The organism is Rhodococcus sp. UFZ-B548 (genome assembly GCF_903819475.1).
GTDB lineage: Bacteria > Actinomycetota > Actinomycetes > Mycobacteriales > Mycobacteriaceae > Rhodococcus_F > Rhodococcus_F erythropolis.
Window position 1 is genome coordinate 188,053 of the sequence record NZ_CAIJDS010000002.1, and the last position, 17,052, is coordinate 205,104.

Sequence of the window (17,052 nt, forward strand, 5' to 3'; positions counted from 1 at the left end):
GTATTGCCGCAGGATAGCGGCGTTGCCGAGCCGCAACGCCGCGCCGCACGGGACCCCTAACCCGGCGTGACGAGCCCGCTTTCGTACGCCAACACGACTGCCTGGGCGCGATCGCGCAGATCGAGCTTGGACAGCACCTTCCCGACATGGGTCTTGACGGTCTGCTCGGCGACGAACAGCCGCTCGGCAATCTCGACGTTGGACAATCCGCGGGCGATCAGTTCGAGGACCTCGCGCTCACGCGGGGTCAGCGCATCGAGCGCTGCGGGCCGTGCGCGCGGTGCGGCCCGCCGGCTGGTCACATCGGCAATCAGGCGACGCGTCACCGTCGGCGCCAGCAAGGCCTGCCCTTCGGCGACGACGCGTACCGCCCGAATCAGTTCCTCAGCCGGTGCGTCCTTGAGCATGAACCCGCTCGCTCCGACGCTCAGGGCCTCGTAGACGTAGTCGTCGATGTCGAAAGTGGTGAGCATGAGGACTCGCACCGGCGGTTCCCATCCGGCGGACAGAATCTGGCGGGCAGCGTCGAGTCCGTTCATCTCGGGCATACGAACATCCATCAACACCACATCCGGACGCAATCGCGCGACCTCGGCGACGGCGATCTTGCCGTCCGGCGCATCGCCGATCACGCTGATGTCGGGCTGGGCGGAGAGTAGGGCTCCGAACCCTTGTCGAACCATCGCCTGGTCGTCTGCGATGAATACTGTGATGGGCACTCGGACAGCCTAGGCGGGCATCGACGGCAACTCGGCCCGGACCTCGAACCCTCCGTCCTCGCGCCGGTTTGCCAACAGCATGCCGCCCACGGCCGAAGCCCGCTCACGCATTCCGCGTATTCCGTTGCCACCAGTGGTTTCCGACGCCGAGTGCTGATTGCCACCCAATGGCGAAGGCCCGTTGTTCACGAGCGCGCTCACCGATTGCGGGCCGAACGCCACGGCGACCTCGATGGGTCCGCCTGGTGAATGCCTGGCCGCATTGGTAATCGACTCCTGAATGATCCGGTAGAGCGCAAGGCCCGTGGATTCCGAGACCGACGCTCGATCTCCGTCGACTCGCCACGACACCGGAAGTCCGGCACGGGTACTGCCGAGCAGCAGGTCGTCTAACTGATCGACGCCCGGTTGCGGGGCCGTCACCACGGAGTCACCGTCGCTGCGCAGCACTCCGAGGAGACCACGAATCTCGTTGAGCGCTGCTCGCCCTGTCTCACTTATCGATTCGAATTCGGTCCGGATCTCGGGAGTGACCGCATCGAGTCGGTACGGCGCACTCTGCGCTTGCACGACCACCATCGACATGTGGTGGGCCACGATGTCGTGCAAGTCGCGGGCGATCCGCGCCTTCTCCTCGAGGATCGTTCGCCGAGTGCGCTCGAGTTCACTGACTTCCTCCTGCTTGGCCAATTGACGACGAGAGAGAACCAACCAGCGGATCAGCAGGCAGAAGACCACCAGCGCGCTCAATCCGACAGCCCAACCGGCTCCGTCGCTTCCCGGAGCGTTGCCGAGGAAAAGCAGCACCGTGGCGATCCAGGCGACGCCGACAACCTGAATGGGCGCCCGCAGACTCACCGCGGCGAGCAACGACATCAGCACGATGATGTGGACGACCTGCCACGGGTAGTCGTAACCAGTTGTGTTGTCGAACACCAACGGGATGATCAGTGCCGACACCGCCGACACCGCCCACCCCAATGGAGCGTTGATCCGGATCAGGACAAACGGAAAGGCGGCCAACGCGGCGACGAACGGCATGATCGGTGGCGAAACATGATGCGTCAGTTGCAGTGTCGGCCAGGCAATCGAATAGAGGATCAGAGTGATCACTACGATGACGATGTTCCAGAACTGACCGCGGGCCACGAAACTGGTTGCCCGGCGCACCTTCTCCGAATGTACGACCGCCCCGTCGAGGCCGGACAGCACCGACCCGGCAGTGGTGTATGTCGGCGCGGGCACACCCGGTGCGCCTCTGTTCTTCCTTCGGACCTTGATCACCCGTCAAGCCTATGAAGGCGAACCCCGAAAGTCCTCATACTGCAGAGTGAGATCCCCCTACCTCCGAGGTATCACAGGGGAGGGAATTCTCACCCGATCGCACGTCGGAGAACCCCTCTCCAGAGCGATGACCGCCAGGATTGTCCGTTCATAGCGTGAACGGCATGCGGATCACACGAGTGAAAGACCTCTCTCGAAGCGCCGGCACCTGGGCTGCCCTGGCGCTGGCGGCAACGGCAGCGATCACCGTCACTGCCGGAGCGAGCGGAGCCGAGCCGCCGCGCACCGAGAATTCGAACGCATCCAGGGCGATCGCCACCGTGACTACAGCGGATGCCTCTGATGCTGCGACCACCATCCCGTCGGATTTCGCCGCATTTGCCGGCTACACGCCTACCGTCGTCGACGGATACCTCGCCAACCCCCACGGCGACTGCTCGTCACCGATTCCGCTTCCCGACGAATTCGACTCGGCCTGCAAAGCACACGATCTCGGGTACGACCTACTCCGCTACGCGCATTCGCACGGAACGGAACTGGGGCCGTGGGCCCGCCAGGTCCTCGACGGTCAGCTCGACGAGCGAATGCATGCGGCCTGTGAAGACCGCACGTCCTTTCTCTCACGTGGGTATTGCTTCGCGATGGCCGATGTAGCAGTCACTGCTGTGAACGGAAACTCTTGGCGCCAAAGCTATCTGACACCGGTCGCGGAATCGGGGTTCGGTTACGGCACGGCCGGAGTTCTGGCAGTTTCCGCCCTCGGCTTCACCCTGATGCGATCGCGGCGCCTCGATCCGTCGAACGAGTTCTCCTTCTCCCCGAAAGCGATTGCAGCATGAGCGTTCTGAATGCGTCACGGACCCCCGTCCTCGCCCGAGTCGGGGCGGTCGCACTCCCCCGGGTGTCCACGAGCGTCGCCGTGGCAGCGATGTCCGCCGTCTCACTTGCCCCTGGACTGCTGCCGAGATCAGCCGTACTCCAAGGGGTGTTCAGCGGTCTGCTCGTCGCGGTCGGGCTACTGGCGATGTGGGCGTTCTCCGCGGTAGCCCGTCGGCTCGTCCCCGACCGGGTCAAGGCCCGATTCGACGAACGTCATTGGCGCATCACCGCGTTCGGCTTGTCGACGGCAGGCACCTCAGTTGCGATGTTCGCCGCCGCCGGTTGGCAGAACTCGCTGCGAGCAGCGATGGGCGCACCGCCTGCCGGACTGCTCCACTGGGTGGAGGCGGGTTGCATTGCCTCGCTGACCGCCCTTGGCCTCTGGGGCCTCGGGGTCGGACTTTCGAAGGCACTGCGGTGGATGGGTTTCGCGCGGAGTGTTGGCGCACTGGTCATGGGAGTCCTCGGAGTGCAGTTGGTCGTCGGTCCCGCCGTCTGGAACGGCCTCGCCGATTCGTTCGACAAGTCCAACGCGTACATCGACACCGCTCTGACACAGCCACTTTCGGCCTCTGCGACAGGCAGCTCCGAATCGCTCATCTCGTGGACCTCGATGGGCGCGGAGGGACGCAAGTTCGTTGCTGCAGGCAAAGACTCGTTGCGCGTCTACGCCGGTGTGGATTCCGCACCCGATGCCGCATCGCGTGCCGCTCTCGCCGTGAACGAACTCGATCGCGTCGGCGGCTTCGCCCGCAACAGCGTCGTGGTGGCCGTTCCGACCGGCTCGGGCTGGATCGACACCCACGCAGTCGACGGTATCGAGCAACGGTTCGGCGGAGACGTCGCGATAGTCGGACAGCAATACTCCGACGCACCCAGTTGGGCGACATTCCTGTTCAGCCGCGACGACGCCGAAGAATCAGCCACCGCCCTGTTCAAGGCTGTCGGTAGCCACATTGCCGCGATGCCGGCCGAAGAGCGACCGGACCTGTTCCTCTACGGACAGAGCCTCGGCGCCGTCGGCGGCAGCGCCGCACTGACCGAGAGCAGTGCCACCGTCCCGTGCGACGTGTTGTGGGCCGGTCCCCCGGCCGGCGCGACACGAACTGACGGCGCAACCGTCCTCGCGAATACGTCCGACCCGGTGGTGTGGTGGTCCCCCGCCCTCGCGACGCAGAAGCCGGATCTGAGCCGTGCCGTGCAGGACGGCCCGATCCCGCAGTGGATCCCGGGCGTCACGTTCTTGCAGACCACCGTCGACATGCTCGGTTCGCTCGGTGTCCCCGCCGGTCACGGCCACCGCTACGGAACCGATCAGGGAACGGCTTTGGGGGCTTGCTCCTGAAACTGCTGTGCGCCTTTATTAACCGCGGGGGGTTAATAAAGGCGCACAGCAAACAGGTCAGACTGCAGTTGCAATCGGGCCGCGAGCAGCTTCGTAGGCGGCACCGACACGGTAGAGGCGCTCGTCAGCCATGGCGGGCGCCATGATCTGCAAGCCCACCGGCAGGTTGTCGTCCGCGGACAGACCCGATGGCACCGACATCGCGCAGTGTCCGGCCAGGTTGGTCGGCAGCGTGCACAGGTCGGAGAGGTACATGGCCAACGGATCGCCGACCTTCTCCCCCAACTTCCACGGCGTGAACGGGCTGGTCGGCGAGACCAGTACGTCTACCTTCTCGTAGGCCTTGTCGAAATCGCGTGCGATGAGGGTACGAACCTTGAGCGCCGAACCGTAGTAGGCGTCGTAGTAGCCCGAGGACAGTGCGTAGGTACCGATCATGATGCGGCGCTTGACCTCCGGGCCGAAACCGGCGGCGCGGGTTGCCGCCATGACCTGGTCGGCACTCATGTTGCCTTCGTCGACACGCAGTCCGTAGCGCATGGCGTCGAAGCGGGCCAGGTTGGACGAGACCTCACTGGGCAGCACCAGGTAGTACGACGCGAGCGCATGCTCGAAGCTCGGGCACGAAACCTCGACAACTTCGGCGCCCAAAGCCTTGAGTTGCTCGACAGCAGCGTCGAAGGAAGCGATGACGCCGGGCTGGTAGCTGTCGGAGTGAAGTTCCTTGACCACACCGACCTTGACGCCGCGCAGGTCGCCGGCTGCACCTTCACGTGCCGCAGCGACCACCGGACGCACGGGGGCGTCGATGGACGTGGAGTCACGCGGATCGTGTCCGGCGATGACCTCGTGCAGCAGAGCGGTGTCGAGCACGGTGCGACCACAGGGGCCACCCTGATCGAGCGAGGAGGCGCACGCGACGAGCCCGAAGCGCGAGACAGTTCCGTACGTCGGCTTGGTTCCGACCGTCGCGGTGACCGCAGCGGGCTGACGGATCGAACCGCCGGTGTCGGTGCCGATGGCCAACGGGGCCTGACGGGACGCGAGCGCTGCAGCGCTACCACCACCGGATCCGCCGGGGATGCGGGTGACATCCCACGGGTTACGCGTCGGACCGAATGCGGAGTTCTCCGTGGAGGAGCCCATCGCAAATTCGTCGAGGTTCGTCTTGCCGAGGATCGGGATGCCCGCAGCGCGAAGCTTGCTCGTCAGGGTCGCGTCGTACGGCGCAACCCAGCCTTCGAGAATCTTCGACGCACAGGTGGTCGGCATGTCCGTCGTGGTGAAGATGTCCTTCAACGCAATCGGAACTCCGGCGAGTGCCGAAGCGGGTTCGTTTCCGCCTGCGAGCGAGTTGTCCACTGCTGCGGCGGCTTCGAGAGCCTGTTCACCGGCAACGTGCAGGAAGGCGTGGTACTCGGTGTCGACGGCAGCGATGCGGTCGAGATGCGCCTGCGTGACCTCTACCGAGGACACCTCACGCGAGTGGATCTTGCCGGCCAGCTCAGCGGCGTCCAGCGTGGTCAGATCGGTCATTCGCCCTCTCCAAGGATCTGCGGAACCGCAAAGCGATCCTGTTCGACTGCGGGTGCTCCGGACAATGCCTGCTCGGGGGTCAACCCGGGCACGATCACGTCGGGGCGCGTCACGTTGGTGACGGCATTGGGGTTCGCCATGGGCGGAACGTCGTCGGCCGCAACCTCGGTGACCACCTTGACGTGGTTGAGAATCGAATCCAACTGACCGGCGAACTCGTCGAGTTCGGCATCGGACAGGGCGAGTCTGGACAGCCGCGCGAGGTGCGCGACCTCGTCACGGGAGATGGCAGGCACCGCGGGGCCCCTTTCGGAAGAGGACGTGAACATTGCCGGTCCAGCCTAGTTGCTCGCCGCGACAGACCTGTAAGCACGCCTGCTGTGTCGACCGGTACGCACGCCTACTGTGTCCACCGCCACGTCGAATCCACCTCGTGTTTCGCTCGTGTGACAAGCATGTGCACCCGGTGTGACCCCGCCGCGGCGCCCACCAACGCGTGCTGAGCAAGTGCAAAGATGGGTGTGGCCCGGGTCGACGTGATCCGGGCGAGAACCGATCAGCGAAAGGCACGCACGTGTCGTACCTGCTTCGCGTCCAACTGCCCGACCGACCCGGCAGCCTCGGCGCTCTCGCCGTAGCGCTCGGATCCGTGGGCGCAGACATCCTCTCCCTCGACGTCGTGGAGCGAGGCGACGGTTTTGCCATCGACGACCTCGTGGTCGACGTCGAACCGGGCGCACTGCCCGACACCTTGATCACCGCTGCCGAGCATCTGCCCGACGTGCTGGTCGATTCGATCCGCCCCTACGCCGGGATTCTCGACACCCATCGTGAGCTCGAACTCATCGATTCCGTTGCGACAGCCCGAAACGATCGACTACAGGTCCTCGTCGACGGCGCGCCGCGTGTACTGCGAGTCGGCTGGTGCGTCGTCGCGGACATCGGCAAGCACGGTGCGTACCGCGTCGTCGGTAGCGCCGGTGCGCCGGAAACCCATGCCACCGACATTCCGTGGATGCCACTGGACAAGCCAACCGCCCTCGACGGCGAGGCCGACTGGGTTCCGGACGTCTGGCGAGAGATGAACACCAGCCTCGCTGCCGCACCGCTCGGCTCCGGCAATCGCGTCCTCATGCTCGGTCGTCCCGGAGGACCCGAATTCCGCCCTTCGGAGATAGCCCGCCTCGGCTATCTCGCCGGAATCGTCGCGACAGTGCTGGGTTGACCAGGCCGGGTAATCAGGCCAGACCGCGAACCATGACCGTCAGCTCCATACCGCGAATCGGCTCCCACGCGCGCTCGGGATCGGGAACGAACCCGTTGCGGTCGTAGATACGACGAGCATCGACCATCTCGGGCTGCGTCGAGATGACCACCGAGTGATCGCCTCGGTCGTAGGCTTCGGCGATCACTGCGCGAACCAATGCGGTTCCGGCGCCCGATCCCCGAGCCTGCGGCGAGACCGCGAGCATGCGGAACTCGAGTTCGCCCTTCTGCGCAACATCCGCGAAGGGCGTGCCGGGTTCGGCGATCGTCAAAGAACCCACGACCTCTTCGCCGAGAACGGCAACCAGCACCCGCCCCTGCTCCACCCGAGTTGCGGTGTCTCGCAGGCGCTCCGCGTACGGCGATCCGCCGGCGACAAATCCGCCACCCACGTACGACTGCACAGTCAGTTCCCCGACGGTCTCGAACTCAGCCGGTAGAACTTCACGAATCTCGATCATGGCGTCACTATCGCACCCAGCACACCAATCTCAGAAATCGGACAAAGTCACTCTGATTCGTCCAAATCGGTGGGAGCGACCGCATCCGGGCCATCTTCGAGCAACCGCCGGAAGCCGTCTTCGTCGAGCACCGGCACGCCCAATTCGACTGCCTTGTCATGCTTGGAACCGGGCGCTTCACCGACGACGACAAACGCAGTCTTCTTCGAGACCGACCCAGCCGCCTTACCGCCGCGCACCAGAATCGCTTCCTTCGCCTGATCTCGCGAGTACGTCTCGAGCGAACCGGTGACGACGATCGAGAGACCCTCGAGATTGCGCGGAATCGAGTCGTCTCGCTCGTCCTCCATGCGCACCCCGGCCGAAGCCCACTTGTCGACGATCTGCTGATGCCAGTCGACGGAGAACCACTCCACGACAGCGGCGGCGATCGTGGATCCGACGCCGTCGACTGCAGCCAACTCGTCGACCGACGCTTCCCGAATACGTTGCAGCGAACCGAATTCGCCGGCCAACGCCCTCGCGGCAGTGGGGCCGACGTGCCGAATCGACAGTGCCACAAGCACTCTCCACAGCGGCTTGTCCTTGGCCGAATCCAGGTTGGCCAGCAAGCGTTTTCCGTTGGCAGACAGTGCTCCCGCGTTGGTGCGGAAGATGGGAACCTCGATCAGTTTCTCGGCGTCGAGTGAGAAGAGATCGCCCTCGTCACCGATGACCTTCGCCTCCAGCAGTCCGGTCGCGGCCTCGTAACCGAGCACCTCGATGTCGAATGCTCCGCGCCCCGAGACGTGGAACACGCGCTCGCGCAACTGCGCCGGGCAGTACTGCTGATTAGGGCATCGCACGTCGACGTCGCCCTCTTTCGCGGGCGCCAACAACGTGCCGCACTCGGGGCAATGCGTCGGCATGACGAACTCGCGCTCGGTACCGTCACGAACGTCTGCCACGGGACCGAGAACCTCGGGGATGACATCTCCAGCCTTGCGCAACACCACGGTGTCGCCGATCAGCACACCCTTGCGCTTGACCTCCGAGCCGTTGTGGAGGGTGGCCAAGGACACAGTGGAACCCGCCACTGTGACGGGTTCCATGTACGCGAACGGCGTCACGCGACCCGTGCGGCCGACACTGACCCGGATGTCGAGGAGCTTGGTCGTGACCTCTTCCGGCGGGTACTTGTACGCGATCGCCCACCGCGGTGCGCGAGACGTGGTGCCCAGACGTCGATGCAACGACATCTCGTCGACCTTGACCACCAACCCGTCGATCTCGTGCTCGACGTCGTGGCGATGTTCTCCCCAGTACTTCATCTTCTCGACCACGGCGTCGGCGCCGACCACCCGCGAGGTGTGCGTGGACACCGGCAGCCCCCAGGCGGCGAGGGCCACGTAGGCGTCGTACTGCGAAGCCGGCTCGAACCCTTCCATGCGCCCGAACCCGTGGCAGATCATGCCGAGGCGACGACGCGCGGTGACGGCAGGATTCTTCTGACGCAGGGAGCCCGCCGCAGAGTTGCGCGGATTGGCGAACGGCGCCTTACCTTCCTCCACGAGGGAGGCATTGAGTGCCGCGAAGTCCTCGAGGCGGAAGAACACCTCTCCTCGCACCTCGAGCAAGCTTGGAATCGGGTATTCGTCCGTGGCGGTGAGCCGCTCCGGGATGTCGTTGATCGTCAGGGCATTGAGAGTGACCAGCTCGCCCGTACGACCGTCACCGCGGGTTGCGGCACGCACGAGTTTGCCGTTCTCGTAGACGAGATTGAGCGCGACACCGTCGATTTTCACTTCGCAGAGATAGTGCAGTTCCGGCCCGGTTTCCTGCTCTACCTTGGCGATCCATCCGCGGAGTTCGGACTCGTCGAAGACGTTGTCGAGGCTGAGCATCCGCTCGAGGTGATCGACGGACGTGAAGTCCGTCGCGAATCCGCCGCCGACGAGTTGCGTCGGAGAGTCGGGAGTTCGCAGATCCGGGTACTGCTCTTCGAGAGCATTGAGCTGCCCGAGCAATGTATCGAATGCACCGTCCGAAATGACGGGCGCATCACGAACGTAGTAGCGGAACTGATGCTGGCGTACCTCTTCGGCCAGCTCCGTCCACTGCTCGCGCGCCTCGTTGGGCGCTGGCTGCATTGCATCCGCGGTTTCAGTCACAGCTAGAAGATTATCGGTTCACACCGACACACCACACGACTCACGTCAGAACGCGACACATCAGAACGCCGACGGATCGTCCACCAATGCCTTGCCGACGTCTGTGCACAGGCGAAGGGCGGCTCGACTCCACTCGAGGCTCGCACCCGCAAGACCACAGCTTGGGGTTACCGCGACCTGGTTCTGCAGGAGTTCACGCGAGAAGCCGAGACGATCGATCAGGGTGACGGCCGGCATCGCGCACTCTTTCCACGTCACCGGCTTTTCCGGCGGGGCGGAAGGAACCAGACCGAGCGCCAATTCCTTGCCGGCGTCGAACAACTGGCCGATGCCGTCCAGATCACGTGAGCCGATGAGCGACATGTCGAAGCTCACGCCGAACGCCTGGCTTCGCCTCAGCAGATCCCACGGCATGTCGGCGCCGCAACTGTGGACGATTGTGGGCAGTCCGCAACCGCTGATCGTCGAGTCGAGAACGGCGAGCGCCTCGGGTTCCGGCAGAGCCGGAACGCTCTCCATCTTGGTGCGCCCGGGTAGTGAACCGGCCAGCACTGCCGCGAGCTGCGGCTCGTCCAATTGGATCACCACTCGGGCACCGGTACGACGAGTGACCTCGGCGGCGTGGCGCGCGAGCCCCTCACCAAGTGATTCGGCGATGTCCCGGAGTGCCCCACGGTCGACGAGAACACGCGAACCGTTTGCAACCTCGATCTCGGCGCCGAGTGTCAGCGGGCCGGCAGCTTGGAGCTTGATCACGTGGTCTCCGCCGACCAGACGGGCCGATTCCCAGGCTTCCTCGAGTGCGTCGAGATCCTGATTCAGGAAGTCCTCGGCTCGCTTCGCGACGTTTCCCCGCCGAGGCACGACGCGATAGGCGCGGGTCGAGGCATCGAGGTTGATGTCGACCAGAATGGCGCCTGCTCGGCCGACCATGTCAGCGCCGAGACCGCGGCTCGGCAACTCCACCAGGTGTGGGAAACCGCCCAGTTCGCCAAGGATGGTTGCGGCGCTTTCGCGGGCGTCCGTGCCCGGCCAGGATCCGATTCCGGTGACGAGGCCACCGATGGAAACCTGCTGTGTCACAGTGTGTTCGGCTCGGATTCGGTGCCGGAGATGGTGCCACTGCCGAGAACCTGGTCGCCCAGTTCACTGTCGGGGCGATACAGCACGACGGCCTGGCCCTTCGCGACGCCGGTCAGTGGTTCGCGCAACGAAATGGAGATGCCGCCGCCCGAAGTACCGTCGTCGACGGCCTCGGCGACGGCCTGCGCCAGTCCGCCGTGCGCACGAACCTGCACCATGCACTCGACGGGGCCTTCCGGCGCCTGGCCCGAGGTCCAGATCGCGCGCTGGGCCGAGATGGCCCAGACGTCGAGATTCTTGGCCGAACCGACTCGCACCGTTCCGGTTTCGGGCTCGATCGCGGTCACGTACCGCGGACGGCCGTCACCTGCGGGACCTTCGACGCCGAGGCCCTTGCGCTGTCCGATCGTGAAGCCGTGTACGCCGTCGTGTGCAGCGAGGACCTCACCCGAATCGGCATCGACGACGCTTCCCGGACGAACGCCGATGCGCGCACCCAGGAATGCTCGGGTATCGCCGGTCGGGATGAAGCAGATGTCATGGCTGTCAGGTTTGTTCGCCACAGCCAGACCGCGCTCGGCGGCTTCCTCGCGGATCTGTTCTTTCGGTGTGTCACCGATCGGGAACATCGCTCGCGAAAGCTGATCGGCCGTCAGCACACCGAGGACATACGACTGGTCCTTGTCCGCGTCGACCGCCCGGCGTAGGACGCCGTCTTCGAGGCGCGCGTAGTGACCGGTCGCCACGGCATCGAAGCCGAGAGCGACCGCACGGTCGGCCAGTGCGGTGAACTTGATCTTCTCGTTGCACCGCAGGCACGGATTGGGGGTCTCACCCGCTGCGTACGACGCCACGAAGTCGTCGATCACGTCTTCCTTGAAGCGATCGGCGAAATCCCAGACGTAGAAGGGTATTCCGAGGACGTCGGCAGCGCGCCTGGCGTCGCCGGCATCTTCCTTCGAACAGCATCCACGCGAACCCGTCCGCAATGCACCCGGCGCCGTGGACAGCGCAAGATGAACGCCGACGACGTCATGTCCGGCGGCAACAGCGCGGGCGGCGGCGACAGCGGAGTCGACACCTCCGCTCATGGCTGCGAGTACTCGCATCAGCGATCCCCTCCACGCGAACCGGCACCGGCAAGACCGGCGGCCCGAGCGCGCTCTACTACTTGTGGAAGCGCAGCGATCAGCGCGTCCACATCGGTGACACTCGACGTATGTCCGAGCGAAAATCTCAGTGAGCCACGCGCGACGGGCGATTCGACGCCCATCGCGATCAAGACATGGCTGGCTCTGGCCACACCGGCGGTGCAGGCCGAACCGGTGGAACATTCGATACCGGCGGCGTCGAGCAGCATCAGCAACGAATCGCCCTCGCAGCCGGGGAAGGTGAAGTGCGCGTTACCGGGAAGCCGATCGGATCCGGTCGGGCCGTTGAGCACCGACTCGGGAAGAATCTCCAGGACTCCGTCGATCAAACGGTCACGCAACTGCGCCAATTCCCTTGTGCTGGAATCGAAGTTCTCGACGTTTGCGCGCAGCGCCGCAGCCATTCCGACAACGCCCGCAGTATCCGGAGTGCCCGAACGCAGATCACGTTCGTGTCCGCCGCCGTGAAGGAGCGGCACACACGGAACCTGGCGTCCGAGCAGCAGTGCGCCGACGCCGTGCGGACCACCGAACTTGTGCGCCGCGATGCTCAGCGCGGACAACTTGCTCGCCGCGAAATCGACCGGCAATTGCGCAACGGCCTGAACCGCGTCGCTGTGCATCGGAATCTCGAACTCAGCCGAAATCTCCGCCAACTCCACGATCGGCATGATGGAGCCGACCTCGTTGTTGGCCCACATCACCGTCACGAGTGCTACCTCGTCGGCGTGGACGGAAAGCTCGTCGCGCAAGGTCTGCGGGTCAACGACACCGTTCTCGTCGACCGGCAACCACGTCACGCGCGCGCCCTCGTGCTGCTCGAGCCACTCAACGGCGTCGAGCACCGCATGATGCTCGACGGAGCTGGCCAGGATGCGAGTGCGTCGCGGATCGGCGTCACGGCGAGCCCAGTAGATGCCCTTGACCGCGAGATTGTCGCTCTCGGTTCCGCCGGAGGTGAAGATGACCTCCGAAGGCCGCGCACCCAGGCTGGCAGCGATCGATTCCCGCGACTCCTCGACGCGGCGCCGGGCCGCACGGCCGGAACCGTGAAGCGAGGACGCGTTGCCCACGGTTTTGAAGGTATCGGTCATCGCCTCGATAGCGGCTGCCGACATCGGAGTCGTGGCGGCATGATCGAGGTACACCGGAAATCCGGCGTGGGCACTGGGTGCAGGCAGAGTCATGGCTTGACAAGGATAGCCCAGCACGAGAGTTCGCCCAGCCTCGCTCAGCAGGCTAAGCGGTCATTGCCGGGGAGGTATCGATCTGTCCCACGGCTTGTGTCACGAGTTCCGGTGCGGGGTCGAAGATGTCGTGAGCTGCCAAATCGATGGTTTCGACGCCACGTACGGCTCTCTCGCATCGCTGCGCGAGGTCGACTCGACACTCCCCTGCCTCCTCGAGCGGAGCCAGCCTGACCTTCACCTCGACGTTCTTCTGACGCAGGATCCGACGGATGGACTGACCGATAGTTTCGGTGCCGACAAAGCACGGTCCGGTGCACAGGGAACCGTCGGCGTTCTCGTAGCGGATCGCCATCGGCTGAACCGGGCATTCGGCGTCGACGGCAGCTTGGAACATTGCCGGGCGAAAACCTCCGTACGCCCGCCCGCACCAGGTCGTTCCCTCGGGAAACACCATTACGCGGACACCACGCTGAAGTCGTTCGCGAACGACGTCGACGGTTCCGGGAAGTTCACGCAGTCGGGCGCGATCGATGGGCACTACGCGCATCCGGCGCGCGAGACCACCGAGCACTGCCCAGTCGAGCAGGTCGGCACGGGCGACGAAGTTGGCCGGGGCAACGGCACTCGCGACGAGGACGTCGGTCCACGACACGTGACCGGCGACAACCATCACGCCCGCCGGTTCGGCGCGCCCCAACCGCTGATCGTCGACCGTGAGCTTCATTCCCAGACAACGCAGCAACGCGCGCGAGTAGCCGCGTTGCATCTCCGTACGCCAGGTGCGCGGGAGCAGCCAGCCGGCCGAGAGCACCGGCGCAGTCACCAGTGCGGCGCCGACCATGATCCCGCGGGCCATCACGGTGATACTCGACACACCGGGTGCGTCCGTAGGTAGGCACCCGTCGCCGCAGGGGCTCGTCGGCACCCAGTACGGCACCGTCGCGGTCATCAGCCGATCCCCGATTCGTGTGCGGCGGCCGCCGATCGCAGCCGTTCCAGATAGCGCTTGTTGGCGGAGTGAAGGCCTTGCAGCGCAACAAAATCGGCCACACCGAACTCGGGATCGTGAGCAGGTTCCCCGCAGATCATCGCGCCCATCCGCAAGTAGCCACGGAGCAACGGCGGCATCGTCACGCGTTCCGGTGCGGCAATCTCGTCGAGCGTCAGACCGCCGAGGACCACCGAGTTTCGTGGCGTCACCCGCCGCGACTCAGGGCTGGCGTGTTTGTTCATCACGAAGTCACGGACGCCGCGGACATCGGCGCCGGCAATTGAATCGGGGCTCGGCAAGATGGGCACGGAGACGCAGCCCATCACCCACTCGTATCCGGTCAGTTCGAGGTAGTGCAGAATGCCCGACCACATCAGGCTCAGGACGGATCCGGTGCGGTGCGCGGGATCGACGCACGCGCGACCCATTTCGACGATCCTGTTCGCCACCGGATCGAGCGCGGAGATGTCGAATTCGGTTGCGGTGTAATACCCACCTGCCGCCGCAGCGGAATCCGGCGGCAGCATTCGGTAGCAGCCGACGTACTCCTCGGTGATGTTGTCACGAACGAGTAGATGATCACAGAATTCGTCGAAGCCGTCGGCGTCGAGTTCGAAGACCCCGGCCGAGGCCGGGAGGGAGAAGCCTGGCTCGGAGGCGAACACTCGGTATCGAAGGCGCTGCGCTGCGACACGATGCTCGCGGTCGGAGGAGACGATCAGGGAATATCTCGGCTGGGCGACCTCACGGCCGAGATTGTCACTCGCGGAGCGAAGGACTGACGTAATTGTCATGCGCAAGGTTTATCGAGCGCGAACGGCGTCTCGGTATCGGCGAAGTGACATGCCGATGCAGGCCGGGTGAATAAAGCACTGTGCGCCTTTATCAACCGCGGGGGGTTGATAAAGGCGCACAGCAGTTTGTGCTTTTTAGCCCTTGTGGGACTTCACAGCTTCGGTGAGCTGCGGTGCGACGTTGAACAGGTCGCCCACGATGCCGAAGTCGGCGATCTCGAAGATGGGTGCCTCTTCGTCCTTGTTGACCGCGACGATGGTCTTGGACGTCTGCATGCCGGCGCGGTGCTGGATGGCACCGGAAATGCCGAGCGCGATGTACAGCTGCGGGGAGACCGTCTTACCGGTCTGACCGACCTGGAACTGTCCGGGGTAGTAACCCGAGTCCACAGCGGCACGCGAAGCACCGACTGCAGCACCGAGGGAATCGGCCAGCTCTTCGACGACGGAGAACTTGTCCGCGCTGCCGACGCCACGTCCACCGGAGACGACAACCGACGCCTCGGTGAGCTCGGGGCGGTCGCCGCCGACAATGGGCTCACGCGAGGTGACCTTGACGGCACTCTCGTCCTGAGCCGGAACCTCGACGGTGATCTGCTCGCCTGCGCCGGCCTGCGGAGCAGCCTCGACTGCACCCGGACGAACCGAGTAGACGGGAACGTCGCCGTTGGCCTTGGCTTCGACGGTGAACGCGCCACCGAAGATGGAGTGGACGCCGGTGCCGTCAGCCTTGATCTCGATGACGTCGGTCAGCAGTCCGGAGCCCAGACGTGCGGCCAGACGACCGGCAACCTCTTTGCCCTCGGTGCCGGCTGCGGTGATGACTGCTGCCGGGCTGGTGGACTCGACCAGAGCGGCGAGAACGTCGACCTTGGGGGTGACGAGGTAGCCGTCGATGTCGTCGGACTCGGCGACGTAGATCTTCTCGGCTCCGGCTGCTGCCAGAGCGTCGGCGAGCTTTGCTGCGGTGCCCGCGGGGCCGGCGACAACTGCCGACGGCTCACCGAGTGCGCGTGCAGCGGTGATGAGTTCGGTGCTGACCTTCTTCAGCGCACCCTCTGCGTGCTCTACGAGCACAAGTACTTCTGCCATGACTTAACTCTCCCTGAGTTCTTCTGCTGGATGTCTAGAAGGGCGCGATCAGATGACCTTGTTGCTGACGAGGTAAGCGGCAATCTTCGTGCCACCGTCTCCCTCGTCGGCGATGCGCTCACCAGCGGTACGGGGGGGCTTCGGGGTGGAGGACGTCACGGTGGTGCCTGCGTTGGCAACTCCGACGGTCTCCGGGTCGACTCCGAGGTCGGCCAGCGTGTAAACGAGAACTTCCTTCTTCTTCGCGGCCATGATGCCCTTGAAGGACGGGAAGCGCGGCTCGTTGATCTTCTCGGTGACCGAGACGATCGCGGGCAGCGAAGCCTCGAGGCCGAAGACGCCCTCGTCGGTCTCGCGCTCACCGGTGATCTTGCCGTCGGCGACGACGACCTTGCGCAGCTGCGTGAGCTGCGGGATGCCCAGGTACTCGGCGATGATGGCCGGAACAGCGCCGACGCGGCCGTCGGTGGCCTCGTTGCCGGCGATGATCAGGTCGGCAGGCTCGTCGTTCTCGAAGGTGATCTGTCCGAGAGCAGCAGCGAGCGTCCATGCGGTCTGGATCGCGTCGGAGCCGTGCAGTGCCGGGTCGTTGATGTGGACAGCCTTGTCGGCGCCCATCGACAGAGCCTTGCGGATAGCGTCGGTGGCGCGGTCGGGACCTGCGGACAGCACCGTTACCTCACCGCCCTGAGCTTCCTTGATGAGGAGTGCTTCTTCGACGGAGCGCTCGTTGATCTCGTCGAGGACTGCGTCGGCGGCTTCACGGTCAAGCGTGTAGTCGCCGTCGGTCAGCTTGCGCTCGGACCATGTGTCGGGGACCTGCTTGATCAAAACAACGATATTCGTCATGGGTCTTCGTCGACCTCCTGTGTGTAATTCACCTGATAAATCGTCTGTGGTGCTCGCGCAGTCCGAGCGTCCGAAAAGAGAGTCCGACAGGTCTCCCCACGGGCGAATTTCTCGGTTCACGTCGGCTGTGCGTTAGATTACCCCACGTTAAGTTACCGGTGGGTAACTTAACGTGGAACCTCGTCCACCATAACGGCACGAACAGGAATTGACAGCAGTGATCTGGACCACGGCGAACACGTTCTACTCGGATGGCACTAAT

At 64.7% G+C, this 17,052-nt stretch carries 16 protein-coding genes; 3 read left to right on the forward strand and 13 right to left on the reverse strand.

The features are described from left to right. Window positions 1-56: 56 nt before the first annotated feature. A complete protein-coding gene (locus H7C86_RS03665) occupies window positions 57-719 on the reverse strand; it encodes a response regulator transcription factor (protein ID WP_007729374.1) in 663 nt (220 codons plus the stop codon). Between the two features lie 9 nt (window positions 720-728). Further along, window positions 729-2,003: a sensor histidine kinase gene (locus H7C86_RS03670; RefSeq protein ID WP_060938659.1), complete on the reverse strand. Its 1,275-nt coding sequence runs from the start codon at window positions 2,001-2,003 to the stop codon at window positions 729-731. A gap of 164 nt (window positions 2,004-2,167) precedes the next feature. Here H7C86_RS03670 and H7C86_RS03675 point away from each other — a divergent pair, with 164 nt between their 5' ends. Both H7C86_RS03675 and H7C86_RS03680 read left to right on the forward strand, forming a co-directional pair. Then, entirely contained in the window at window positions 2,168-2,842 is a 675-nt protein-coding gene (locus tag H7C86_RS03675) for a hypothetical protein (protein ID WP_029255103.1), read from the forward strand. Beyond that, the gene (locus tag H7C86_RS03680; protein WP_182261107.1) at window positions 2,839-4,227 is read left to right on the forward strand and encodes an alpha/beta-hydrolase family protein; all 1,389 of its coding nucleotides are present in this window, start codon (window positions 2,839-2,841) and stop codon (window positions 4,225-4,227) included. Before H7C86_RS03675 ends, H7C86_RS03680 begins: the two co-directional genes overlap by 4 nt. Before the next feature lie 57 nt (window positions 4,228-4,284). Here the strand turns inward: H7C86_RS03680 and gatA are convergent, their stop codons facing one another. Next, window positions 4,285-5,763: an Asp-tRNA(Asn)/Glu-tRNA(Gln) amidotransferase subunit GatA gene (gene gatA, locus H7C86_RS03685; RefSeq protein WP_020907250.1), complete on the reverse strand. Its 1,479-nt coding sequence runs from the start codon at window positions 5,761-5,763 to the stop codon at window positions 4,285-4,287. Then, a complete protein-coding gene (gene gatC / locus H7C86_RS03690; protein WP_003944747.1) occupies window positions 5,760-6,059 on the reverse strand; it encodes an Asp-tRNA(Asn)/Glu-tRNA(Gln) amidotransferase subunit GatC in 300 nt (99 codons plus the stop codon). The genes gatA and gatC overlap by 4 nt, the downstream gene beginning before the upstream one ends. A gap of 278 nt (window positions 6,060-6,337) precedes the next feature. Between gatC and H7C86_RS03695 the strand changes: the two genes are divergently transcribed. Further along, window positions 6,338-6,988 carry a hypothetical protein gene (locus H7C86_RS03695; protein ID WP_020969299.1) on the forward strand — a complete coding sequence of 217 codons (651 nt, stop codon included), beginning with the start codon at window positions 6,338-6,340 and terminating at the stop codon, window positions 6,986-6,988. A gap of 13 nt (window positions 6,989-7,001) precedes the next feature. Here the strand turns inward: H7C86_RS03695 and H7C86_RS03700 are convergent, their stop codons facing one another. The 9 genes from H7C86_RS03700 to H7C86_RS03740 form a co-directional block, all read right to left on the reverse strand. Then, window positions 7,002-7,490, reverse strand: coding sequence for a GNAT family N-acetyltransferase (locus tag H7C86_RS03700; RefSeq protein ID WP_019747912.1), 489 nt, complete (start codon window positions 7,488-7,490; stop codon window positions 7,002-7,004). 47 nt (window positions 7,491-7,537) lie between these two features. Continuing rightward, window positions 7,538-9,619: an NAD-dependent DNA ligase LigA gene (gene ligA / locus H7C86_RS03705; protein ID WP_232252717.1), complete on the reverse strand. Its 2,082-nt coding sequence runs from the start codon at window positions 9,617-9,619 to the stop codon at window positions 7,538-7,540. 81 nt (window positions 9,620-9,700) lie between these two features. Continuing rightward, complete coding sequence (locus H7C86_RS03710) at window positions 9,701-10,723, reverse strand: methionine synthase (RefSeq protein WP_046378378.1); 1,023 nt, start codon at window positions 10,721-10,723, stop codon at window positions 9,701-9,703. Continuing rightward, window positions 10,720-11,832 (reverse strand): tRNA 2-thiouridine(34) synthase MnmA, encoded by a 1,113-nt coding sequence (gene mnmA / locus H7C86_RS03715; RefSeq protein WP_003944736.1) that lies wholly within the window; start codon window positions 11,830-11,832, stop codon window positions 10,720-10,722. Before mnmA ends, H7C86_RS03710 begins: the two co-directional genes overlap by 4 nt. Continuing rightward, on the reverse strand, window positions 11,832-13,061 hold the full coding sequence (locus H7C86_RS03720; protein WP_020907247.1) for a cysteine desulfurase family protein: 1,230 nt from the start codon (window positions 13,059-13,061) through the stop codon (window positions 11,832-11,834). The genes mnmA and H7C86_RS03720 overlap by 1 nt, the downstream gene beginning before the upstream one ends. Before the next feature lie 52 nt (window positions 13,062-13,113). Continuing rightward, on the reverse strand, window positions 13,114-14,013 hold the full coding sequence (locus tag H7C86_RS03725) for a 1-acyl-sn-glycerol-3-phosphate acyltransferase (RefSeq protein WP_047890161.1): 900 nt from the start codon (window positions 14,011-14,013) through the stop codon (window positions 13,114-13,116). After that, window positions 14,013-14,849 (reverse strand): GNAT family N-acetyltransferase, encoded by an 837-nt coding sequence (locus tag H7C86_RS03730; RefSeq protein ID WP_182261108.1) that lies wholly within the window; start codon window positions 14,847-14,849, stop codon window positions 14,013-14,015. The genes H7C86_RS03725 and H7C86_RS03730 overlap by 1 nt, the downstream gene beginning before the upstream one ends. A gap of 135 nt (window positions 14,850-14,984) precedes the next feature. Continuing rightward, window positions 14,985-15,941: an electron transfer flavoprotein subunit alpha/FixB family protein gene (locus H7C86_RS03735; RefSeq protein WP_003944698.1), complete on the reverse strand. Its 957-nt coding sequence runs from the start codon at window positions 15,939-15,941 to the stop codon at window positions 14,985-14,987. 48 nt (window positions 15,942-15,989) lie between these two features. Continuing rightward, complete coding sequence (locus H7C86_RS03740) at window positions 15,990-16,790, reverse strand: electron transfer flavoprotein subunit beta/FixA family protein (protein WP_019747906.1); 801 nt, start codon at window positions 16,788-16,790, stop codon at window positions 15,990-15,992. Window positions 16,791-17,052 lie beyond the last annotated feature (262 nt).